Genomic DNA, 14,765 nt, shown 5'->3' with positions numbered 1-14,765 from the left:
GAGGAATTTTTAGTACCCTTACCTGGGGAATTGACAGGGCCTTTAACAGACCAAAAAAGTCTCTTTTTGAGGACAGCATCCTTTTACCTCTTTATGGTTAAGAGAGGCGATTGGCTTGTAGACGTTCCAGATTCAAACAATAGAATTGACTATTTTACAAATACATTCAAATACATTGCAATTTTTTCACTTATAGAGTCTCTATCAGAAGAAAAATTCATCGATTTCTACCAGTTCATCGTAAGTAAGAAGTACGGCATTCAGTTTCCCATAAGCGATAAGATCAAACTTGATGAAGTTTACAGGAAATACAAGGAAAAATTCGGTTCGATCAAGCGGTGCATATCATTCTTCAAAACGTTGCCTCCTGATCGGCAACATGATCTCGTGTCTCGTCTTGAGATCAGGGGGACTGAGGCGTCTATTGAAAATTTAGCCAAGTACCTTTACGAACTCCGGTCGAAGTTTGTTCACGAAGCAGAGTTAGTCCTTCATATGTCATATGGAACAACGGTGAGCTGTAAAAAGAAAAAATTGGTGATCTGTAGGCTATCTATCAAAGACACTATGTACTTTTTTGAGGAGGGACTGATAGAACACTTTCGTAACTGCCGAACATAACAATCGGCTGCAATGGACGGCAAACAGCGTGGCGTTTTTTTCCAAGCCAGTGTCCCGCATATGGTCTGGTGGTAATTCGCAGTTGGTTGCCCCGCACTGTTTGCCGCCCCTGAGCCACAACATTGTGCTAAAAAAGGGCATTTAGCCGGACCTCATGGACAGCTAAATTATATTTGATTACAGGCCAATATCTAAGGCCAAGGAAATATGTTGCCAAGTATATCACTCAGTGATATACATATAGTATATGTTCAGATTAATGACAAAAACTTTTGCAAAATGGGCATCCAAACAACAATTGCTTGATGAAGCATTGAAGGGCGCTTTGGATGAAATAGAAAAAGGAAAATACGAAGCTAGCTTAGGTGGTAATCTTTACAAGAAGCGAGTTCGATTTATAGGCAAAGGTAAAAGAGGCAGTGCCAGAATGATAATTTGCTATAAAAAAGGGGATAGAGCCATTTTTATACATGGATTTGCAAAAAATGAAAAATCTTCTTTATCCAAAAGAGAACTTCATGCGTTGAGAGAATTTTCGAAGATACTTCTCGGGTTAACCTCCGAACAAATAAGGATAGCCATTAAAAATGGGGATTTCATAGAGGTGTAAAAATGAGAGAATCGATAACTAAATCAATAATGAATACAGTTAAGGATCTCAATAAAAGTGGTTTAGTGGATGATATAACAATGAAAAATATTGAGAAGCTTTGTCTACCAGAGGTGAAAGACTATCCTCCAGAAAAGATTATTTCTATTAGAAAGAGGTTCAAGTTAAGCCAAGCTGCACTGGCAAGTTTATTTAACATAAGTCCATCTACAGTTCAAAAGTGGGAGCAAGGTCTTAAGAGGCCAACAGGAGCAGCCCGTAAGTTACTAGATATCATGGAACGAAAGGGTTTAGAGGCATTATTATGAAATAAAAGAAAGTATAAATCGGGTAAAGGCGGGGTTTTCCCCGCCCTCCCCACACCACCCAGCATGCGAGTCCGCACTGAGCAGTTGGCTAGAATCCACCAAGAATTGACTACGCACATCTACTTGTCTTAGTGTCCCTTTTGCCATCATCCATTCAATGCTTGGTCTTAACCGTTTTATCCTCCAAGACAAGCGCAAGCTACCCCCCAGTGGCTTCTTTTTACTGCAAGGTGCACGATATCGAAAAGATCCACCGAACGCCTCCCACTATTTTCCTGTAACTAGATTTTTTGAGGGGAATAGATTTCCAGAAAGGAATCAGGCTGAAAATTTATATTTTTTTGACATCCTTGAGGATTTTAAATATTATCTAACAAGCGGTTAAGAGATTCACTCTCTCTATTTGAGGCTATTAAAATACCTGTAAAAACACTAACTAAGTATTAGACAGGTATAATTTTGGGCCTCAAAAAAGGCTAATTTGAATTTGACTAAAGCCAGGACTTGTTTTAGTTTCTGCCGAATCCAAATTCATAAGGAGTGAGGCCATGGAAGCACAAAAGATTACCCTTAACAATGATGGAAGCATTGTTTGCCCAGACAATCCAATCATACCCTTTATTGAAGGAGACGGTATCGGCCCTGACATATGGAGGGCCACCCAAATGGTCATTGATGCCGCTGTAGAAAAGGCATATGGCGGAAAGAGAAAGATCCAGTGGCTCGAGATCTACGCTGGAGAAAAGGCCAAGGACAAGACTGGTGAATGGCTCCCAAAAGAGACCCTAGATGCCATCAAGGAATATGTAGTTGCCATTAAAGGACCTCTTACAACACCTGTTGGAGAGGGCATCAGGAGTCTCAATGTCACCTTGCGCCAAGAACTCGATCTTTACGCCTGCGTAAGGCCAGTAAGGTACTTCAAAGGGGTTCCCAGTCCTGTAAAGCACCCTGAGGCAGTGGACATGGTCATCTTCAGGGAAAACACTGAAGACGTATATGCCGGGATCGAATGGCCTCAGGGAAGTGATGAGGCAAAAAAAGTAATAGAGTTTTTAAAGGATACAATGAGGGCAAATGTCAGGGAAGATTCTGGTATTGGCATTAAGCCAATAAGCATATTTGGCACAAAAAGGCTTGTAAGAAAGGCCATAAATTATGCCCTCAGCAATGGTAGAAAGAGTGTTACCCTGGTCCACAAGGGCAATATCATGAAGTACACAGAGGGAGCATTCAGGAACTGGGGATATGAACTGGCAAAGGAAGAGTTTGCCGACACCGTAATCACAGAGCAGGATCTATGGGAAAAATTCGATGGCAACCTCCCAGAGGGAAAGATAGTTATCAAGGACCGAATTGCAGACGCCATGTTCCAGCAGATACTCTTACGACCCAGAGAATACGACGTCCTTGCCATGCCAAATCTAAATGGTGATTACATGAGTGATGCATTGGCAGCACAGGTAGGCGGTCTTGGGATGGCTCCTGGGGCAAATATCGGAGACGGATACGCCCTATTTGAAGCCACCCATGGGACTGCGCCCAAATATACAGGGCTAGACAAGGTCAATCCAGGCTCTCTAATCTTGTCTGGGGCCATGATGCTCGAATACCTTGGTTGGACCGAGGCAAGGGATCTTGTACACAACGCCCTGGAGGCAGCAATTGCCAAAAAGCGTGTGACCTATGACTTAGCTCGTCAGATTGAAGGGGCAACAGAGGTAAAATGCTCTGAATTTGCAAGCTCAATTGTGGAGTCCATGGACCAATAAGTATTTAAAAAAAGTAGTTTTAAACTTAATTATACCGCCACGGTGTGCAAACTGCGGTAAGTATCTAGATGTCTTTTGTAATGAGCCCCTTTGCAGTAAATGCAAAGGGGCCATTCATTCAATTGCCCCTCCCCTGTGTGCCTTGTATGCGGAATACCTTTTAGATCCCCGAAAGGACCAAACAGGATCTGCGGAAATTGCATAAAAAATCCGCCGCCTTGGGATAGCCTTAGAAGCCTTTTCCTCTATTCTGATACCATAAAGAGTCTTATCCATGCTTTTAAGTTCAATGGAAAGTGCCAGGCCCTACGGGGTCTTCAATATCTGGCTCAAGATTCCTTTAAGAATCTCAACTTAGAGGCAGATATCGTTTGTCCGATGCCCCTTTCTAAAAAAAACTCAGAGAACGCGGCTTTAACCAGTGTCTTGAACTCATCTATGGGATCAACGCAGTTCAACAGGACAAAATTGATCCTTTTTGCCTCAAAAAGATCAAAGATACCCCTGCACAATCTGAACTTTCTCGAAAAGATAGACTCAAAAATGTCAAAGGAGTCTTTTGGGCAGATCCCAAAAGGATAAAGGGAAAAAGTGTGCTCTTATTTGATGATGTCCTTACCACTGGGGCAACCTCAAAAGAAGCCACTCTTGCCTTGAGAAAGGCTGGTGCAGCCTCGGTCCACGTAGTAACCTATGCACGGACATTGAGTAAAGTTTAAACCTAAATCCTGCAATTGGCGAGTTTGCCCAAGATTCGAGGCGCGAGGGGCGAAGGCGTACTTTGGTACTACGAGCCCCGAGCAACAAAGAAGATTGGGCAAAATCGCCAATCCCGAAGGGCGGCAAAAGGGGCAAAACCAAATGGGTTCCATACTCATTTAAACAGTGAAGTTTAAAGCTATGGTTTTTGTCAAGCAACTGGCTGATATAATGCTTAAAAAAATTTTTGCCCCCTTTTGCCGTGCAGGATTTAGGTTAAATACAATATTTGTTAAGGAGATCGCTATGAAGGCCGTAAATACAAGCCAGATGCAACGTCTTGATCGAGAAGCCATAGAGGACTATGGAATTGCTGGCCTCATACTCATGGAAAACGCGGGAACAGGTGTGTTCGAGGCTATCCAGCGACACTATCCCAGTGAGCTCAAAAAAGGCACGCTCATTGTCGCTGGCCCAGGCAACAACGGAGGGGATGGTTTCGTAGTTGCACGGAAACTCCATCAAAAGGGATATCCCCTCGAGGTCTGGATCCTATCGAGCAGAGAAAAATTTAAAGGTGATGCCCTTGTAAATCTGAAGATTATTGAAAAACTGGATCTCACCATACGATATATTCTGGATGAAGATGTGGCCAGTGCTACTAAAGAACTAAATAGATTCGGCTTGATCATTGACGCCATATTTGGAACAGGCCTTAAAAGACCAGTTGAAGGAAGATTTAAGGCCATAATCAATGCAATAAACGAGGCTCAAATTGCCACTGCTTCTGTAGATATCCCCTCTGGTCTTTCATCAGACACGGGGCTCCCCCTTGGTACCGCTGTAAAAGCAGACCTGACTATTACCATGGCCCTTCCCAAGATCGGACACATCCTTTCTCCTGGTGCTTTTTACACAGGAGAGCTTGAGATAGTGGATATCGGAATCCCTGTTAAAGCAATAAAAGATGCTGATATTAAAGGAGAACTTCTAGACAAAGACACTATAAAGGGACTGATGAAAGAAAGGCCGCCATGGGGGCACAAAGGCACCTTTGGACACGCCGTAATAGTAGCTGGCTCCAGGGGAAAGACAGGTGCGGCAGCACTTGCAGCTCACGGCGCCCTCAGGGCCGGGTCCGGCCTAGTCACTGTTGCGTCTCCAAAGTGTGCACAAGATACCATTTCAAAAATAATTCCCCCTGAAGTCATGACCTTATGGCTCTCTGATGCGGCTCAAACTGGAGAAGTCAGCGAAAAGGCCAGGGACGAACTCATTGAATTCCTCGAGAAAAAGAAATCAGTGGTACTTGGCCCTGGTATAGGACTGAGCCTTGCCTCAAAAGAGCTTCAAAAATGGCTCATAACTGAATGTAGACTTCCAATGGTTATAGATGCAGATGCCCTCACCACCCTTTCAGAAGACCTTTCTATATTGAAAGAGAAAAAAGCACCTAGAGTCCTAACACCGCATCCAGGAGAGATGGCAAGGCTAATGGGTTGTTCCACCAGTGAAGTACAGGAAAACAGATTACATATGGCCACCAGCCTTTCAAAAGATACAGACTCAATAGTCGTCCTTAAGGGTGCGAGGACCATAATAGCAGAGCCTTCAGGGAGATTCTCTGTCAATCCAACGGGTAATTCAGGAATGGGCCAGGGAGGCATGGGAGATGCTTTATCTGGAATTATTGGTGGTCTTCTAGCCCAGGGTTACACCCCTTATGATGCAGCGCGAATCGGTGTATACGTGCACGGCCTTTGTGCCGACATCCTAAAAAAGGTTAAAGGTCCTTTTGGATTCACTGCAACAGAACTGTGTGAAATACTCCCAACAGTTTGGAAACAATTGGTAGGATGCTAAAGATGACTTCGAACAAGATCTTACTTCATATATGTTGTGGTCCATGTGCTATTTATCCTGTTAAGGTATTGAGAGAAAAAGGAATTCAATTTACAGGTTTCTTTTTCAATCCAAACATCCATCCGTTCAGGGAATATGAGCAGAGAGTTCAGGCCCTTGAAGAAATTAAAGAAATCCTTAATTTCTCTGTAGTATTTCACCCAAAGGGCTATGACTTCGAAGAATGGCTAAAAGAGGTGACCAGTGCTGGGCTTGAGCGTCCCAAGAGGTGTCATGCATGCTATTCAATGAGACTTATAGTAACTGCCCTGGAGGCAAAGAGGCTTGGTTTTAAGGTTTTTTCCACTACTCTGCTTTACTCTGTATACCAGGATCACCAAGCAATAAAACAAATTTCAGAGAAGATATCTGAAGAAATTGGAATTGAATTCTTCTATGAGGATTTTAGAGAGGGCTGGAAAGAGGGAAAGGATGAGGCAAGACGGATAGGCATCTACATGCAACCATATTGTGGATGTATTATAAGTGAAAAAGAACGATACCAAAAAAGAATAGATAGGATGAAAAAGCGCTTTAAGGAGGAATACGAGGCATATGAATCCATTGTTTGAAATGGGAAAAGTACTCATTTTTTTGGGTATCATACTAGTCGTTGTTGGGCTTATTTTCTCTTTTGGCGCTAAGATCCCTTTCCTTGGTAGACTACCAGGAGACATAGCATATCATAGGGGCAACTTTCACTTTTACTTTCCCCTGGGCACCAGTATTCTTTTAAGCGTTGTTCTCACTCTAATTATGTGGCTATTAAGAAAATGAATAGAAGAGTCCTCCTAAAAACAGGCATATTTGCACTACTTGGATATCCTGTCTTTGCTTTCATTGAAAAGAAAAGATACAGACCGCCGTTTAAGATCCGAATATTCAAGAAGTTAAAGCCTGGAGATTCACTCATACAGGATGCATTCGTTCTCTTCGAAACACCTACTGGGCCAATTGCGGTCTCAAGGCGCTGTACGCATCTTGGATGTATCTTGAAATATTCAGAGTCAAATAAAAAATTCCTGTGCCCATGCCATCAAAGCATGTTTGAATGGGATGGAAAATACATAAAGGGACCTGCAAAAAGAGATCTAGAAACCTTTGAAGTCAATAAATTGACTGGGAATGAAGGCGGCTATGAGATCATCATCCCGAGGTCAAAGCACGTATGATCCAAACCCTAACAAAAAGATCTGGCGAACTGTGCCTAGCAGCACTATTTGTGTCAGGACTTAGTGGCTTTATTCTCGCCTTTCAATACGATCCATCTACACCCTTTGTCTCTACGGTATCAATAGATGCTCTTCTACCCTTTGGACGATTTCTAAGATCCCTTCATTTTTGGTCCAGTCAGAGCTTTTTTCTCCTTCTCATCTGGCATGCCTACAAAAACATCCCAGAGACCGACAGAATTGGCAAAACTTCAAAGGGAATTCTTTATTGGATGGTCCTGACCTCCACCCTCTTTTTTGGGGTATATGCCCTGTTTTCTGGATACATCTTGAGATTTGATCAAACCGGACAGGATGCTGCTCGCATTGCCGAGCACCTCTTTTTGACCATTCCAGGAATCGGAAATGCAATTGACAGGTTCCTTCTAGCCCTAGCCGATGAAGGAGTCAACAGGGTCTACGTAGTACACATCTTTTTTACCTTTGTACTCTGGCTATTGGGCACATGGTACCATTTGGGAAGGACAATACTTAGAGCCGATGTACTCTTCATCACTTTTTCGCTCACTATCCTTTTTTCATCCCTTGTTCCTGCCCCACTTGATCCAAAAGATATCACAATGGATTTGGTAAAAGGGCCGTGGTTCTTTTTAGGCATTCAAGAACTACTCAGATATCTTCCTCCCTTTTGGGCAGGAGTTGTATTTCCCGGTGTTTCAATAATATCATTTGGCGCACTATGCATACGAAGGGCAAAAAAAGTTGCAGCCTTTATACTGATTTCTTGGTTAATCTCTTATATGCTTTTGACAGTTATTGCTATTCTACGGTAATATTGATAATAGACTTTGCCCTTTGTACTTTGTGTAGTCAAAAATTTAACCTAAATTATGCAATTGGCGAGTTTGCCTAAAATGCAAGGCGGACCGGAAGCAGACGTACTAGGGTACTTCAAGCCCCTGACAACGCAGAGCCCCGGTTAAAATCGCCAATCCCTAAGGGCTGCAAAAGGGGGAAAAAATACATGATTTTGTTTCACCCAAAAGGTGAAAGTTTCCCGATACGCTATGAGCGAGCAACAACTTTGCTCAATAGAAAAAATCATTTTTACCCCCTTTTGCCGTGCATAATTTGGGTTTAAAAATGGGGACTGAATGCTGATGACCAACTTCATTGAAGCATTATATGAATTTTATGATGATTTTTTAAAAGGATATGCCTTTTCATGTGCGGCAGGCTGCAGTACCTGCTGCACGACAAATGTAGTGACCACAACCATGGAAGTAGATTATCTAATGGAAAAAGCTGGTAACCGCGTTAGAGATGCCTTAAGAGAAATTGATTTAGATGATACATTTGGTTACAGGCCATCTATCTCCATCAACGAAAGTGCTAGTTATTATCTTAAGGAACAATATCCACCAGAAGATACTGGAGTTCACACAAAGGGCATCTGCCCCCTACTCTCCCAAGAGGGATTGTGCAGTGTATACCAATTTAGGCCTTTTTCGTGCAGGGCCATGACGTCGACCAAGCCGTGCGATCCAGGAGAGGGGGCTGAAATGGATCCATTTCTCATTACTGTCAACCTTTCTATTCAGCAAATTATTGAACATGTCGACTCAAAAGGCTTTACAGGAAACCTATGGGATGTCGTCAATTACCACGAGACCAAAGCTACCCTTAATCTTATAAGAAATAGGCCATTTCCTGGATTTCTCGTCCCTCCACAGGAGAGAGGAAGATTCTTGGCCTTCACAAGAAGACTCAAAAAAAGGACTGGAATAGAATTGATGCTTCAAACCCCTTGACATTTCATCAGTTTTCATTTAGAAGACTTTGTCCCTGATAAATTTAGGAACAAAATGTAATTTTACATTAGAGGCAGGAGAGCCCAATGAAAACGCCATTACCACAGGTAGATAAGATAGAGAGAAATTGGTACGTAGTTGATGCCCAAAATAAAGTTTTGGGTCGACTCGCAACTCAAATTGCAATGAGACTGAGGGGTAAACACAAACCCATCTTTACACCTCACCTCGATACTGGCGACTTTGTCATAGTCGTCAATGCAGAAAAGGTGCGCCTCACCGGCAAAAAGCTTGAGAAGAAAATGTATTACAAGCATACTGGCTACATCGGAGGTTTAAAATCTTTTACTGCCAAGGAAATGCTTAAAAGAAAGCCGGAAGAGGTAATTAGGCTTGCTGTAAAGAGAATGCTTCCCAAGAATCGTTTGGGAAGAAAGCAGCTCAAGAAGCTCAAGATCTATAGCGGTCCAAATCATCCTCATGCAGCACAAAAACCTCAACCATTAAATATATAAATTACGAGAGGAAGAGTAAATGGCAGATATACGCTATTACGCAACTGGGAAAAGAAAGAGTGCAATAGCAAGAGTCTGGATCTTTCCAGGTGACGGCAAAATGGTTATCAATGGCAAGGACTTTGACGAGTACTTTGACGTTGATACCGCAAGGATTATTGCACAGCAGCCATTTGTAGTAACTGGTACCCTGGGCAAATATGATGTCTTGGCAAACATCAAAGGCGGCGGGAAAAACGGCCAGTGTGAAGCCCTAAGACATGGAATTGCCAGGGCACTCTTGCAGGCAAATGAGGAATTCAGGCTTCCTCTCAAAAAGGCCGGTTTGCTTACCAGAGATGCCAGGGTCAAGGAGAGGAAAAAATACGGTCTTGCTGGTGCCAGAAAGAGGTATCAGTACTCCAAGCGTTAAAGAACAGTGGCTATTCAGTGTGCCATAATTGGCGGCTCTGGCTATACCGGAGGGGAACTGCTTCGTATTCTTTCCACTCATCCAGGAGTGGAAATTACATGTGTAACCTCGCGGAAATACGCGGGGATGCCGATATCTGCTCTTTTTCCCAGTCTTCGAGGGATTGTTGATATAAATTTTGAAGACTATTCACCAGAGTCTTTAAAAGAGAGGGCACAGATAGCGTTTACGGCAGTTCCCCATCAGGCAGCAATGCCTGTTGTGAGGGAGTTACTGGATGCTGGCCTAAAGGTCATTGATCTTTCTGCAGACTTTAGATTGCACGATGCCGACGTATACGAAAATTGGTACGGTGAACATAGTCAAAAAGAATTATTAGAACGCGCAGTTTACGGTCTTCCTGAAATCTATAGAGAAAAAATAAAAGCAGCAGAGCTTGTGGCAAATCCAGGTTGTTACCCCACAAGCGCTATTCTTCCACTCTACCCCATTCTGAAAAGAGGCATTGTAGATTCTAACGGCATAATTATAGACTCCAAATCAGGAGTAAGCGGAGCTGGACGGACAAGTTCTTCCGCATTCGGCTATTCTGAGGTCAATGAAGGCTTCAAGGCCTATAAGGTCTGCGAACACAGGCACACACCAGAGATAGAGCAAGAACTTTCCATGGCATGTGGCGCCCCCTTGACCCTCAATTTTACGCCTCACCTTGTGCCAATGACAAGGGGGATCCTAACAACCAGCTATTCTAAACTTAAAGAGGATGTGGACGAACAGGAGCTAATTGATATCCTGAGGGATTTTTATAATGAAAGTCCCTTTGTAAGGGTACTTGATCAAGGCCTCTTCCCAGACTGTCATAATGTGCGCGGAAGCAATTTCTGTGACATTGGGGTAAGGGTATGTAAGAGGACCAATACACTCATACTCATTTCTGCAATAGACAATCTGGTTAAAGGTGCATCAGGCCAGGCAGTCCAAAACATGAACATAATGGAAGGCCTTGATGAGACCATTGGTCTACAGAGCCCACCTCTTTTCCCATAACCATGTTGAGGGTTCTATGTTCTACGTTCTATGTTCCTTCAACTCAAAACTCAAAACCTCTGAAATGCTCAACACTCAAAACTTCCAAACGCTCTTTCTTCCGCCAACTCAAAACTCAAAACTCAAAACTCAAAACTTCTCTTAAATGGGCTCGTACACTCGAAACATACGGCTCCACATCCAGTACCTTGGTACAAACTATTTTGGGTGGCAAAGACAGTCAGATAAGAGAACAATCCAGGGAGAACTGGAAAAGGCGTTAAAACGACTTACAAAGGAAGATTGTAATATTATCGGCTCTGGCCGTACCGATGCCGGAGTCCATGCCATTTGTCAGGTAGCAAATTTTAAAACTAACTCTACCATTCCTATCACAGGTTTTTTAAAGGGTCTCAATAGCATTCTTCCTGAAGATATTGCCATTGTCCATGTAGAGGAAGTAGCCCTTGATTTCCATGCGAGAAAACATGCTAAGAAAAAACTCTATCTATACCGCATTTATGAATCTGAAATCAGGCTTCCAATGCTACTCAATAGGGCCTGGATGGTCCGGCCACCTCTAAACAGGGACGCAATGATTGAGGCATGTCACTTCTTTCTTGGTACTCATGACTTTAAGGGCTTTCAAAAGACTGGTAGTTCGGTAAAAACAACTGTAAGAACCGTAACAAAGTGCGAAATTATTGACTCAACAGTGGGAGAAGAAAGATTTCTAGAAATACGAGTTGCTGCAAATGGTTTTCTGCGCTATATGGTCCGAAATATTGTGGGACTTTTGGTGGAAATCGGGAGAGGAAAGAGATCACCGCATGATGTCAAGGATGTTCTTGATGCAGGTATTCGTCTTTTTCACTGGCAAACGGCTCCACCATATGGACTCTATTTAAAAAAGGTCTATTATTGAGAAAAAGGAGGCCAACAGAAAATGAGTTCGAATTTAGAGCTATCACAGAGGGTAAAAGCCCTAAAACCAAGCCCAACACTCGCTACTGATGCCAAGGCCAAGACACTTAAGGCCCAAGGAGTAGATATCGTAAATCTGAGTGCTGGAGAGCCAGACTTTGATACTCCCACCCATATTAGAGAGGCTGCCAAAGAGGCAATAGATTCTGGCTTTACTCGCTATACTCCTGTAGGTGGTATCCCTGAACTTAAAGCTGCCATTTGCATGAGACTTGAACAAGACTATGGCCTAAAATACAACGAAACAGAAGTCATGGTCTCTACTGGTGGGAAACAGGTACTTTACAATTTAGCTCAGGCAATTTTGGACCCAGGTGACGAAGTCATCATACCTGCACCCTATTGGGTATCCTATCCACCAATCGTTGAACTTGCTGGAGGTGTTCCTGTAATACTTCCAACTGAACCTTCAGATAACTTTGCAATAAACATAGACAAATTAGCTGATCTCATTACTTCAAAAACAAAAGCTATAATCTTGAATTCGCCATCAAATCCAACTGGTGCGATCTATGATCAAGAGACCGTGAAAAAGATAGCATTACTTTCTGTAGAAAAGGGCATCTATATCATAACTGATGATATCTATGATCGAATAAGATTTGACGGAAAAGAACCTTATAACTGTGCTAGCCTAGTTCCAGAAGCACGACAAAATTGCCTTATAGTAAATGGTGTTTCAAAGGCATATGCCATGACCGGTTGGCGAATTGGTTATCTTGCTGGACCAGAAAACGTAGTAAAAGCATGCACAAAGATTCAGAGTCAAAGCACCTCAAACCCCACCTCTGTTGCCCAAAAAGCAGCGGTGGCAGCTCTCACAGGGCCACAGGATTGCGTTTTTGAGATGCAGAAGGCATTTAAAGAGCGCTGCCATGCATTCGTAGAGAGCTTAAGAAATATTCCAGGGATCAGCTGCCCAATGCCAGACGGCGCATTTTATTGTTTCCCTGACATGAGCGCATTTTATGGGAAAAAGACCCCAGAGGGCAATATTATCAAGGGCTCATTAGACTTAGGAGATTACCTCTTAGAACATGCCAGAGTAGCCTGTATCCCTGGAATAGCCTTTGGAGACGACAGGTGTATAAGATTCTCCTTTGCAACAGATCTGCAGACTCTGAATAAGGGGTTGGAACGAATTAAAAACGCACTGGAAAAACTTTCTTAACTGGAGTTTGGAGTGCGGAGTCTGATGTATGTCACTCCGCACTCGACCCTGATATTCAGCCTTAAAAAGTCAGTACTAGCCCAGTCTGAAATTATTATCTCATTCTTGCAGCCCTCTTGGCAGCCTTCAATGGGTTTATCTTCTTTCCTGACTCGTCTTTTTCTACTTCGCGTTTAACGTGGGTGGCAAAATTACAGGGCCCCTTACGCCATTTCATCTCTGGATGGGGGTAAACTGAACAAAATTTACCAGTCTCATACTCAACCACCTTGGCACAGCCTTCACACTGTTCCACTATTGTGTAGCATGCGCCACCCTCAAAACTGCAGCCATGCCTAGTCATAAAATTACAATTAACTCCAGGTTTATTGGTCTGACATTCCACGTCAATGCTCCTCCTAACTTGATGTGATTTTCTCAGCTAATTACACGAAATAAGCAAAATCTTCAAGGAGCTTTATAGAGGGGGGTGACTATTTTTTCCCTTTTTTTCCCTTTAACTGCTCTATAAAGGCATCCACTGGATTTTTGCGTTTTGCTGTCTTCTTAGGTATTGGAATACCTTTCTTTCGAAGTTCTGAGACAATCTTTGCGACTTGAAACTTGCTGAGTCCTCTCTCTTCAGCAATTTCCTGAGCAGTCATTTCAGCATAATTTTCATAGACAAATTTAACATCTTCAACATTATAAGGTCTGTTCCTTTTTCTTGCCATAATACACCTCTCTTTTTTATTTAATTTTAAATTGGATAAGTTATTATTTTAGTGATAATGTTTCAAAATTTATTTGTCAAGGATTAGATTTTACTAGATTAACAATTCTGTTTCATCAAGAGAATCAAAAGTATTTGGAAGCTCAAAATTTCCTAAATGTTCATAGGATGTTAGATCATATTTTAATGGAGTGATAGTAATAAATCCATTATTTAGAGCAATACTATCAACATCCTCTCCTTCAATTACTGCAATTTTTTGACTGGCTTGCCAATAATAAACATTTCCTCTTGGATCTATTCTCTTATCAAATTCTTCTTTATATGGCGAAAGGCCTTGCTTTACCCATTTGAAACCACGTATTTTATTTGGTGGCACAGCTGGTATATTTACATTTAATGCTATGCCTTTTGGAAATGAAATAGCTGTTGCCCATTTCACGAGTTTTAGTGAAACAAATGCTGCAGTACAAAAATCAGGATCTTTCAATGTATTTAAAGAAATAGCCATGGATGGTATTCCGAGTATGGCCGCTTCTGTGGCGGCAGAAACAGTTCCTGAATATAAAATATTTATACCAACATTTGCACCAATATTGATACCAGATACAACAAAATCAATATCCTCTCTTATAATCTCATGTATGCCCAATTTTACGCAGTCAGCAGGTGTACCATTGATAGCCCAACCAAAGTGATGACCGTTTCTCTTAATTTTCCGTACTCGTAATGGGTCTACAAGGGTTATGGCATGTCCGACTGCGCTTCTTTCAGCGTCGGGGGCAATTACATATAAATTGAAATCTTCTCTTAATGCCTCATAAAGGGCACATAATCCATGGGCATGAATGCCATCATCATTCGTTAGAAGTATGTTCATTGACTACTTTGACTGTTTCCCTTTTTCTTTGATTCCTCTTTTTCTAAAAAATATATGATACATGACTGTCTAAACTGACAATAATCATGTGGATGCCTACAGCCTTTTGAAATTTGAGCATCACAATTGTCTTTTTGACAAAACCCTATTTCTTGCATTTCTCACTCCGT

Annotated in this window: 20 protein-coding genes and 1 pseudogene; 17 read left to right on the top strand and 4 right to left on the bottom strand. The window is 42.3% G+C overall.

Annotated features, from left to right (window positions below; all coding sequences use genetic code 11):
* From DBT_RS10700 to DBT_RS12920, 5 genes and pseudogenes are all read left to right on the top strand, one after another.
* Nucleotides 1-621 (top strand): hypothetical protein (locus DBT_RS10700; RefSeq protein WP_208600911.1); only part of this gene is annotated, 621 nt, incomplete at its 5' end.
* Nucleotides 622-868: 247 nt separating this feature from the next.
* On the top strand, nucleotides 869-1,231 hold the full coding sequence (locus tag DBT_RS10695) for a type II toxin-antitoxin system RelE/ParE family toxin (protein ID WP_067620384.1): 363 nt from the start codon (nucleotides 869-871) through the stop codon (nucleotides 1,229-1,231).
* A gap of 2 nt (nucleotides 1,232-1,233) precedes the next feature.
* Nucleotides 1,234-1,539 (top strand): helix-turn-helix domain-containing protein, encoded by a 306-nt coding sequence (locus DBT_RS10690; protein ID WP_067620381.1) that lies wholly within the window; start codon nucleotides 1,234-1,236, stop codon nucleotides 1,537-1,539.
* A gap of 548 nt (nucleotides 1,540-2,087) precedes the next feature.
* Entirely contained in the window at nucleotides 2,088-3,311 is a 1,224-nt protein-coding gene (gene icd, locus DBT_RS10680) for an isocitrate dehydrogenase (NADP(+)) (protein WP_067620375.1), read from the top strand.
* Nucleotides 3,277-3,408: pseudogene (locus DBT_RS12920) on the top strand (hypothetical protein); the annotation flags it as partial. The gene icd and the pseudogene DBT_RS12920, both read left to right, overlap by 35 nt.
* Before the next feature lie 17 nt (nucleotides 3,409-3,425).
* Here the strand turns inward: DBT_RS12920 and DBT_RS12150 are convergent.
* Entirely contained in the window at nucleotides 3,426-3,587 is a 162-nt protein-coding gene (locus DBT_RS12150) for a hypothetical protein (RefSeq protein WP_153304067.1), read from the bottom strand.
* Between the two features lie 158 nt (nucleotides 3,588-3,745).
* Between DBT_RS12150 and DBT_RS12750 the strand changes: the two genes are divergently transcribed.
* The 12 genes from DBT_RS12750 to DBT_RS10620 all read left to right on the top strand — a co-directional run bounded on the left by DBT_RS12750 (nucleotide 3,746) and on the right by DBT_RS10620 (nucleotide 13,003).
* On the top strand, nucleotides 3,746-4,030 hold the full coding sequence (locus DBT_RS12750) for a phosphoribosyltransferase family protein (protein WP_083186778.1): 285 nt from the start codon (nucleotides 3,746-3,748) through the stop codon (nucleotides 4,028-4,030).
* Nucleotides 4,031-4,316: 286 nt separating this feature from the next.
* A complete protein-coding gene (locus DBT_RS10670) occupies nucleotides 4,317-5,873 on the top strand; it encodes a bifunctional ADP-dependent NAD(P)H-hydrate dehydratase/NAD(P)H-hydrate epimerase (protein WP_067620397.1) in 1,557 nt (518 codons plus the stop codon).
* Nucleotides 5,874-5,875: 2 nt separating this feature from the next.
* Complete coding sequence (locus tag DBT_RS10665) at nucleotides 5,876-6,484, top strand: epoxyqueuosine reductase QueH (protein ID WP_067620370.1); 609 nt, start codon at nucleotides 5,876-5,878, stop codon at nucleotides 6,482-6,484.
* The gene (locus tag DBT_RS10660) at nucleotides 6,468-6,689 is read left to right on the top strand and encodes a DUF2905 domain-containing protein (protein WP_279614890.1); all 222 of its coding nucleotides are present in this window, start codon (nucleotides 6,468-6,470) and stop codon (nucleotides 6,687-6,689) included. The genes DBT_RS10665 and DBT_RS10660 overlap by 17 nt, the downstream gene beginning before the upstream one ends.
* A complete protein-coding gene (locus DBT_RS10655; RefSeq protein WP_067620367.1) occupies nucleotides 6,686-7,084 on the top strand; it encodes a QcrA and Rieske domain-containing protein in 399 nt (132 codons plus the stop codon). The genes DBT_RS10660 and DBT_RS10655 overlap by 4 nt, the downstream gene beginning before the upstream one ends.
* Complete coding sequence (locus DBT_RS10650) at nucleotides 7,081-7,917, top strand: cytochrome b N-terminal domain-containing protein (protein WP_067620364.1); 837 nt, start codon at nucleotides 7,081-7,083, stop codon at nucleotides 7,915-7,917. Before DBT_RS10655 ends, DBT_RS10650 begins: the two co-directional genes overlap by 4 nt.
* Nucleotides 7,918-8,238: 321 nt before the next feature.
* Nucleotides 8,239-8,895 (top strand): YkgJ family cysteine cluster protein, encoded by a 657-nt coding sequence (locus DBT_RS10645; RefSeq protein ID WP_067620362.1) that lies wholly within the window; start codon nucleotides 8,239-8,241, stop codon nucleotides 8,893-8,895.
* A gap of 86 nt (nucleotides 8,896-8,981) precedes the next feature.
* Nucleotides 8,982-9,410, top strand: coding sequence for a 50S ribosomal protein L13 (rplM, locus tag DBT_RS10640; protein ID WP_067620359.1), 429 nt, complete (start codon nucleotides 8,982-8,984; stop codon nucleotides 9,408-9,410).
* Between the two features lie 19 nt (nucleotides 9,411-9,429).
* Complete coding sequence (gene rpsI / locus DBT_RS10635; protein ID WP_067620357.1) at nucleotides 9,430-9,822, top strand: 30S ribosomal protein S9; 393 nt, start codon at nucleotides 9,430-9,432, stop codon at nucleotides 9,820-9,822.
* A 6-nt stretch (nucleotides 9,823-9,828) separates the two neighbouring features.
* Nucleotides 9,829-10,869: an N-acetyl-gamma-glutamyl-phosphate reductase gene (gene argC / locus DBT_RS10630; protein ID WP_244155354.1), complete on the top strand. Its 1,041-nt coding sequence runs from the start codon at nucleotides 9,829-9,831 to the stop codon at nucleotides 10,867-10,869.
* 145 nt (nucleotides 10,870-11,014) lie between these two features.
* Nucleotides 11,015-11,773, top strand: coding sequence for a tRNA pseudouridine(38-40) synthase TruA (gene truA, locus DBT_RS10625; RefSeq protein ID WP_067620354.1), 759 nt, complete (start codon nucleotides 11,015-11,017; stop codon nucleotides 11,771-11,773).
* Between the two features lie 21 nt (nucleotides 11,774-11,794).
* Nucleotides 11,795-13,003, top strand: coding sequence for a pyridoxal phosphate-dependent aminotransferase (locus tag DBT_RS10620; RefSeq protein WP_067620351.1), 1,209 nt, complete (start codon nucleotides 11,795-11,797; stop codon nucleotides 13,001-13,003).
* 94 nt (nucleotides 13,004-13,097) lie between these two features.
* Here the strand turns inward: DBT_RS10620 and DBT_RS10615 are convergent, their stop codons facing one another.
* The 3 genes from DBT_RS10615 to surE form a co-directional block, all read right to left on the bottom strand.
* On the bottom strand, nucleotides 13,098-13,388 hold the full coding sequence (locus DBT_RS10615; RefSeq protein ID WP_067620348.1) for a PxxKW family cysteine-rich protein: 291 nt from the start codon (nucleotides 13,386-13,388) through the stop codon (nucleotides 13,098-13,100).
* Between the two features lie 88 nt (nucleotides 13,389-13,476).
* Nucleotides 13,477-13,716, bottom strand: a complete 240-nt coding sequence (locus DBT_RS10610) for a helix-turn-helix domain-containing protein (RefSeq protein ID WP_067620345.1) — start codon at nucleotides 13,714-13,716, stop codon at nucleotides 13,477-13,479.
* A 93-nt stretch (nucleotides 13,717-13,809) separates the two neighbouring features.
* Complete coding sequence (surE, locus tag DBT_RS10605; RefSeq protein WP_067620342.1) at nucleotides 13,810-14,595, bottom strand: 5'/3'-nucleotidase SurE; 786 nt, start codon at nucleotides 14,593-14,595, stop codon at nucleotides 13,810-13,812.
* Nucleotides 14,596-14,765: the final 170 nt, after the last annotated feature.

The organism is Dissulfuribacter thermophilus, from assembly GCF_001687335.1.
In the GTDB taxonomy this organism is placed as follows: Bacteria; Desulfobacterota; Dissulfuribacteria; order Dissulfuribacterales; family Dissulfuribacteraceae; genus Dissulfuribacter; species Dissulfuribacter thermophilus.
Note: the sequence above shows the minus strand (reverse complement) of the source record. Positions and strands in the feature narration are given on the sequence as shown.

Coding starts and splice junctions, on each gene's coding strand:
- DBT_RS10695 (WP_067620384.1), top strand. CDS start 869: ATGTTCAGATTAATGACAAAAACTTTTGCAAAATGGGCATCCAAACAA.
- DBT_RS10690 (WP_067620381.1), top strand. CDS start 1,234: ATGAGAGAATCGATAACTAAATCAATAATGAATACAGTTAAGGATCTC.
- icd (WP_067620375.1), top strand. CDS start 2,088: ATGGAAGCACAAAAGATTACCCTTAACAATGATGGAAGCATTGTTTGC.
- DBT_RS12150 (WP_153304067.1), bottom strand. CDS start 3,587: ATGGATAAGACTCTTTATGGTATCAGAATAGAGGAAAAGGCTTCTAAG.
- DBT_RS10670 (WP_067620397.1), top strand. CDS start 4,317: ATGAAGGCCGTAAATACAAGCCAGATGCAACGTCTTGATCGAGAAGCC.
- DBT_RS10665 (WP_067620370.1), top strand. CDS start 5,876: ATGACTTCGAACAAGATCTTACTTCATATATGTTGTGGTCCATGTGCT.
- DBT_RS10660 (WP_279614890.1), top strand. CDS start 6,468: ATGAATCCATTGTTTGAAATGGGAAAAGTACTCATTTTTTTGGGTATC.
- DBT_RS10655 (WP_067620367.1), top strand. CDS start 6,686: ATGAATAGAAGAGTCCTCCTAAAAACAGGCATATTTGCACTACTTGGA.
- DBT_RS10650 (WP_067620364.1), top strand. CDS start 7,081: ATGATCCAAACCCTAACAAAAAGATCTGGCGAACTGTGCCTAGCAGCA.
- DBT_RS10645 (WP_067620362.1), top strand. CDS start 8,239: ATGCTGATGACCAACTTCATTGAAGCATTATATGAATTTTATGATGAT.
- rplM (WP_067620359.1), top strand. CDS start 8,982: ATGAAAACGCCATTACCACAGGTAGATAAGATAGAGAGAAATTGGTAC.
- rpsI (WP_067620357.1), top strand. CDS start 9,430: ATGGCAGATATACGCTATTACGCAACTGGGAAAAGAAAGAGTGCAATA.
- truA (WP_067620354.1), top strand. CDS start 11,015: ATGGGCTCGTACACTCGAAACATACGGCTCCACATCCAGTACCTTGGT.
- DBT_RS10620 (WP_067620351.1), top strand. CDS start 11,795: ATGAGTTCGAATTTAGAGCTATCACAGAGGGTAAAAGCCCTAAAACCA.
- DBT_RS10610 (WP_067620345.1), bottom strand. CDS start 13,716: ATGGCAAGAAAAAGGAACAGACCTTATAATGTTGAAGATGTTAAATTT.
- surE (WP_067620342.1), bottom strand. CDS start 14,595: ATGAACATACTTCTAACGAATGATGATGGCATTCATGCCCATGGATTA.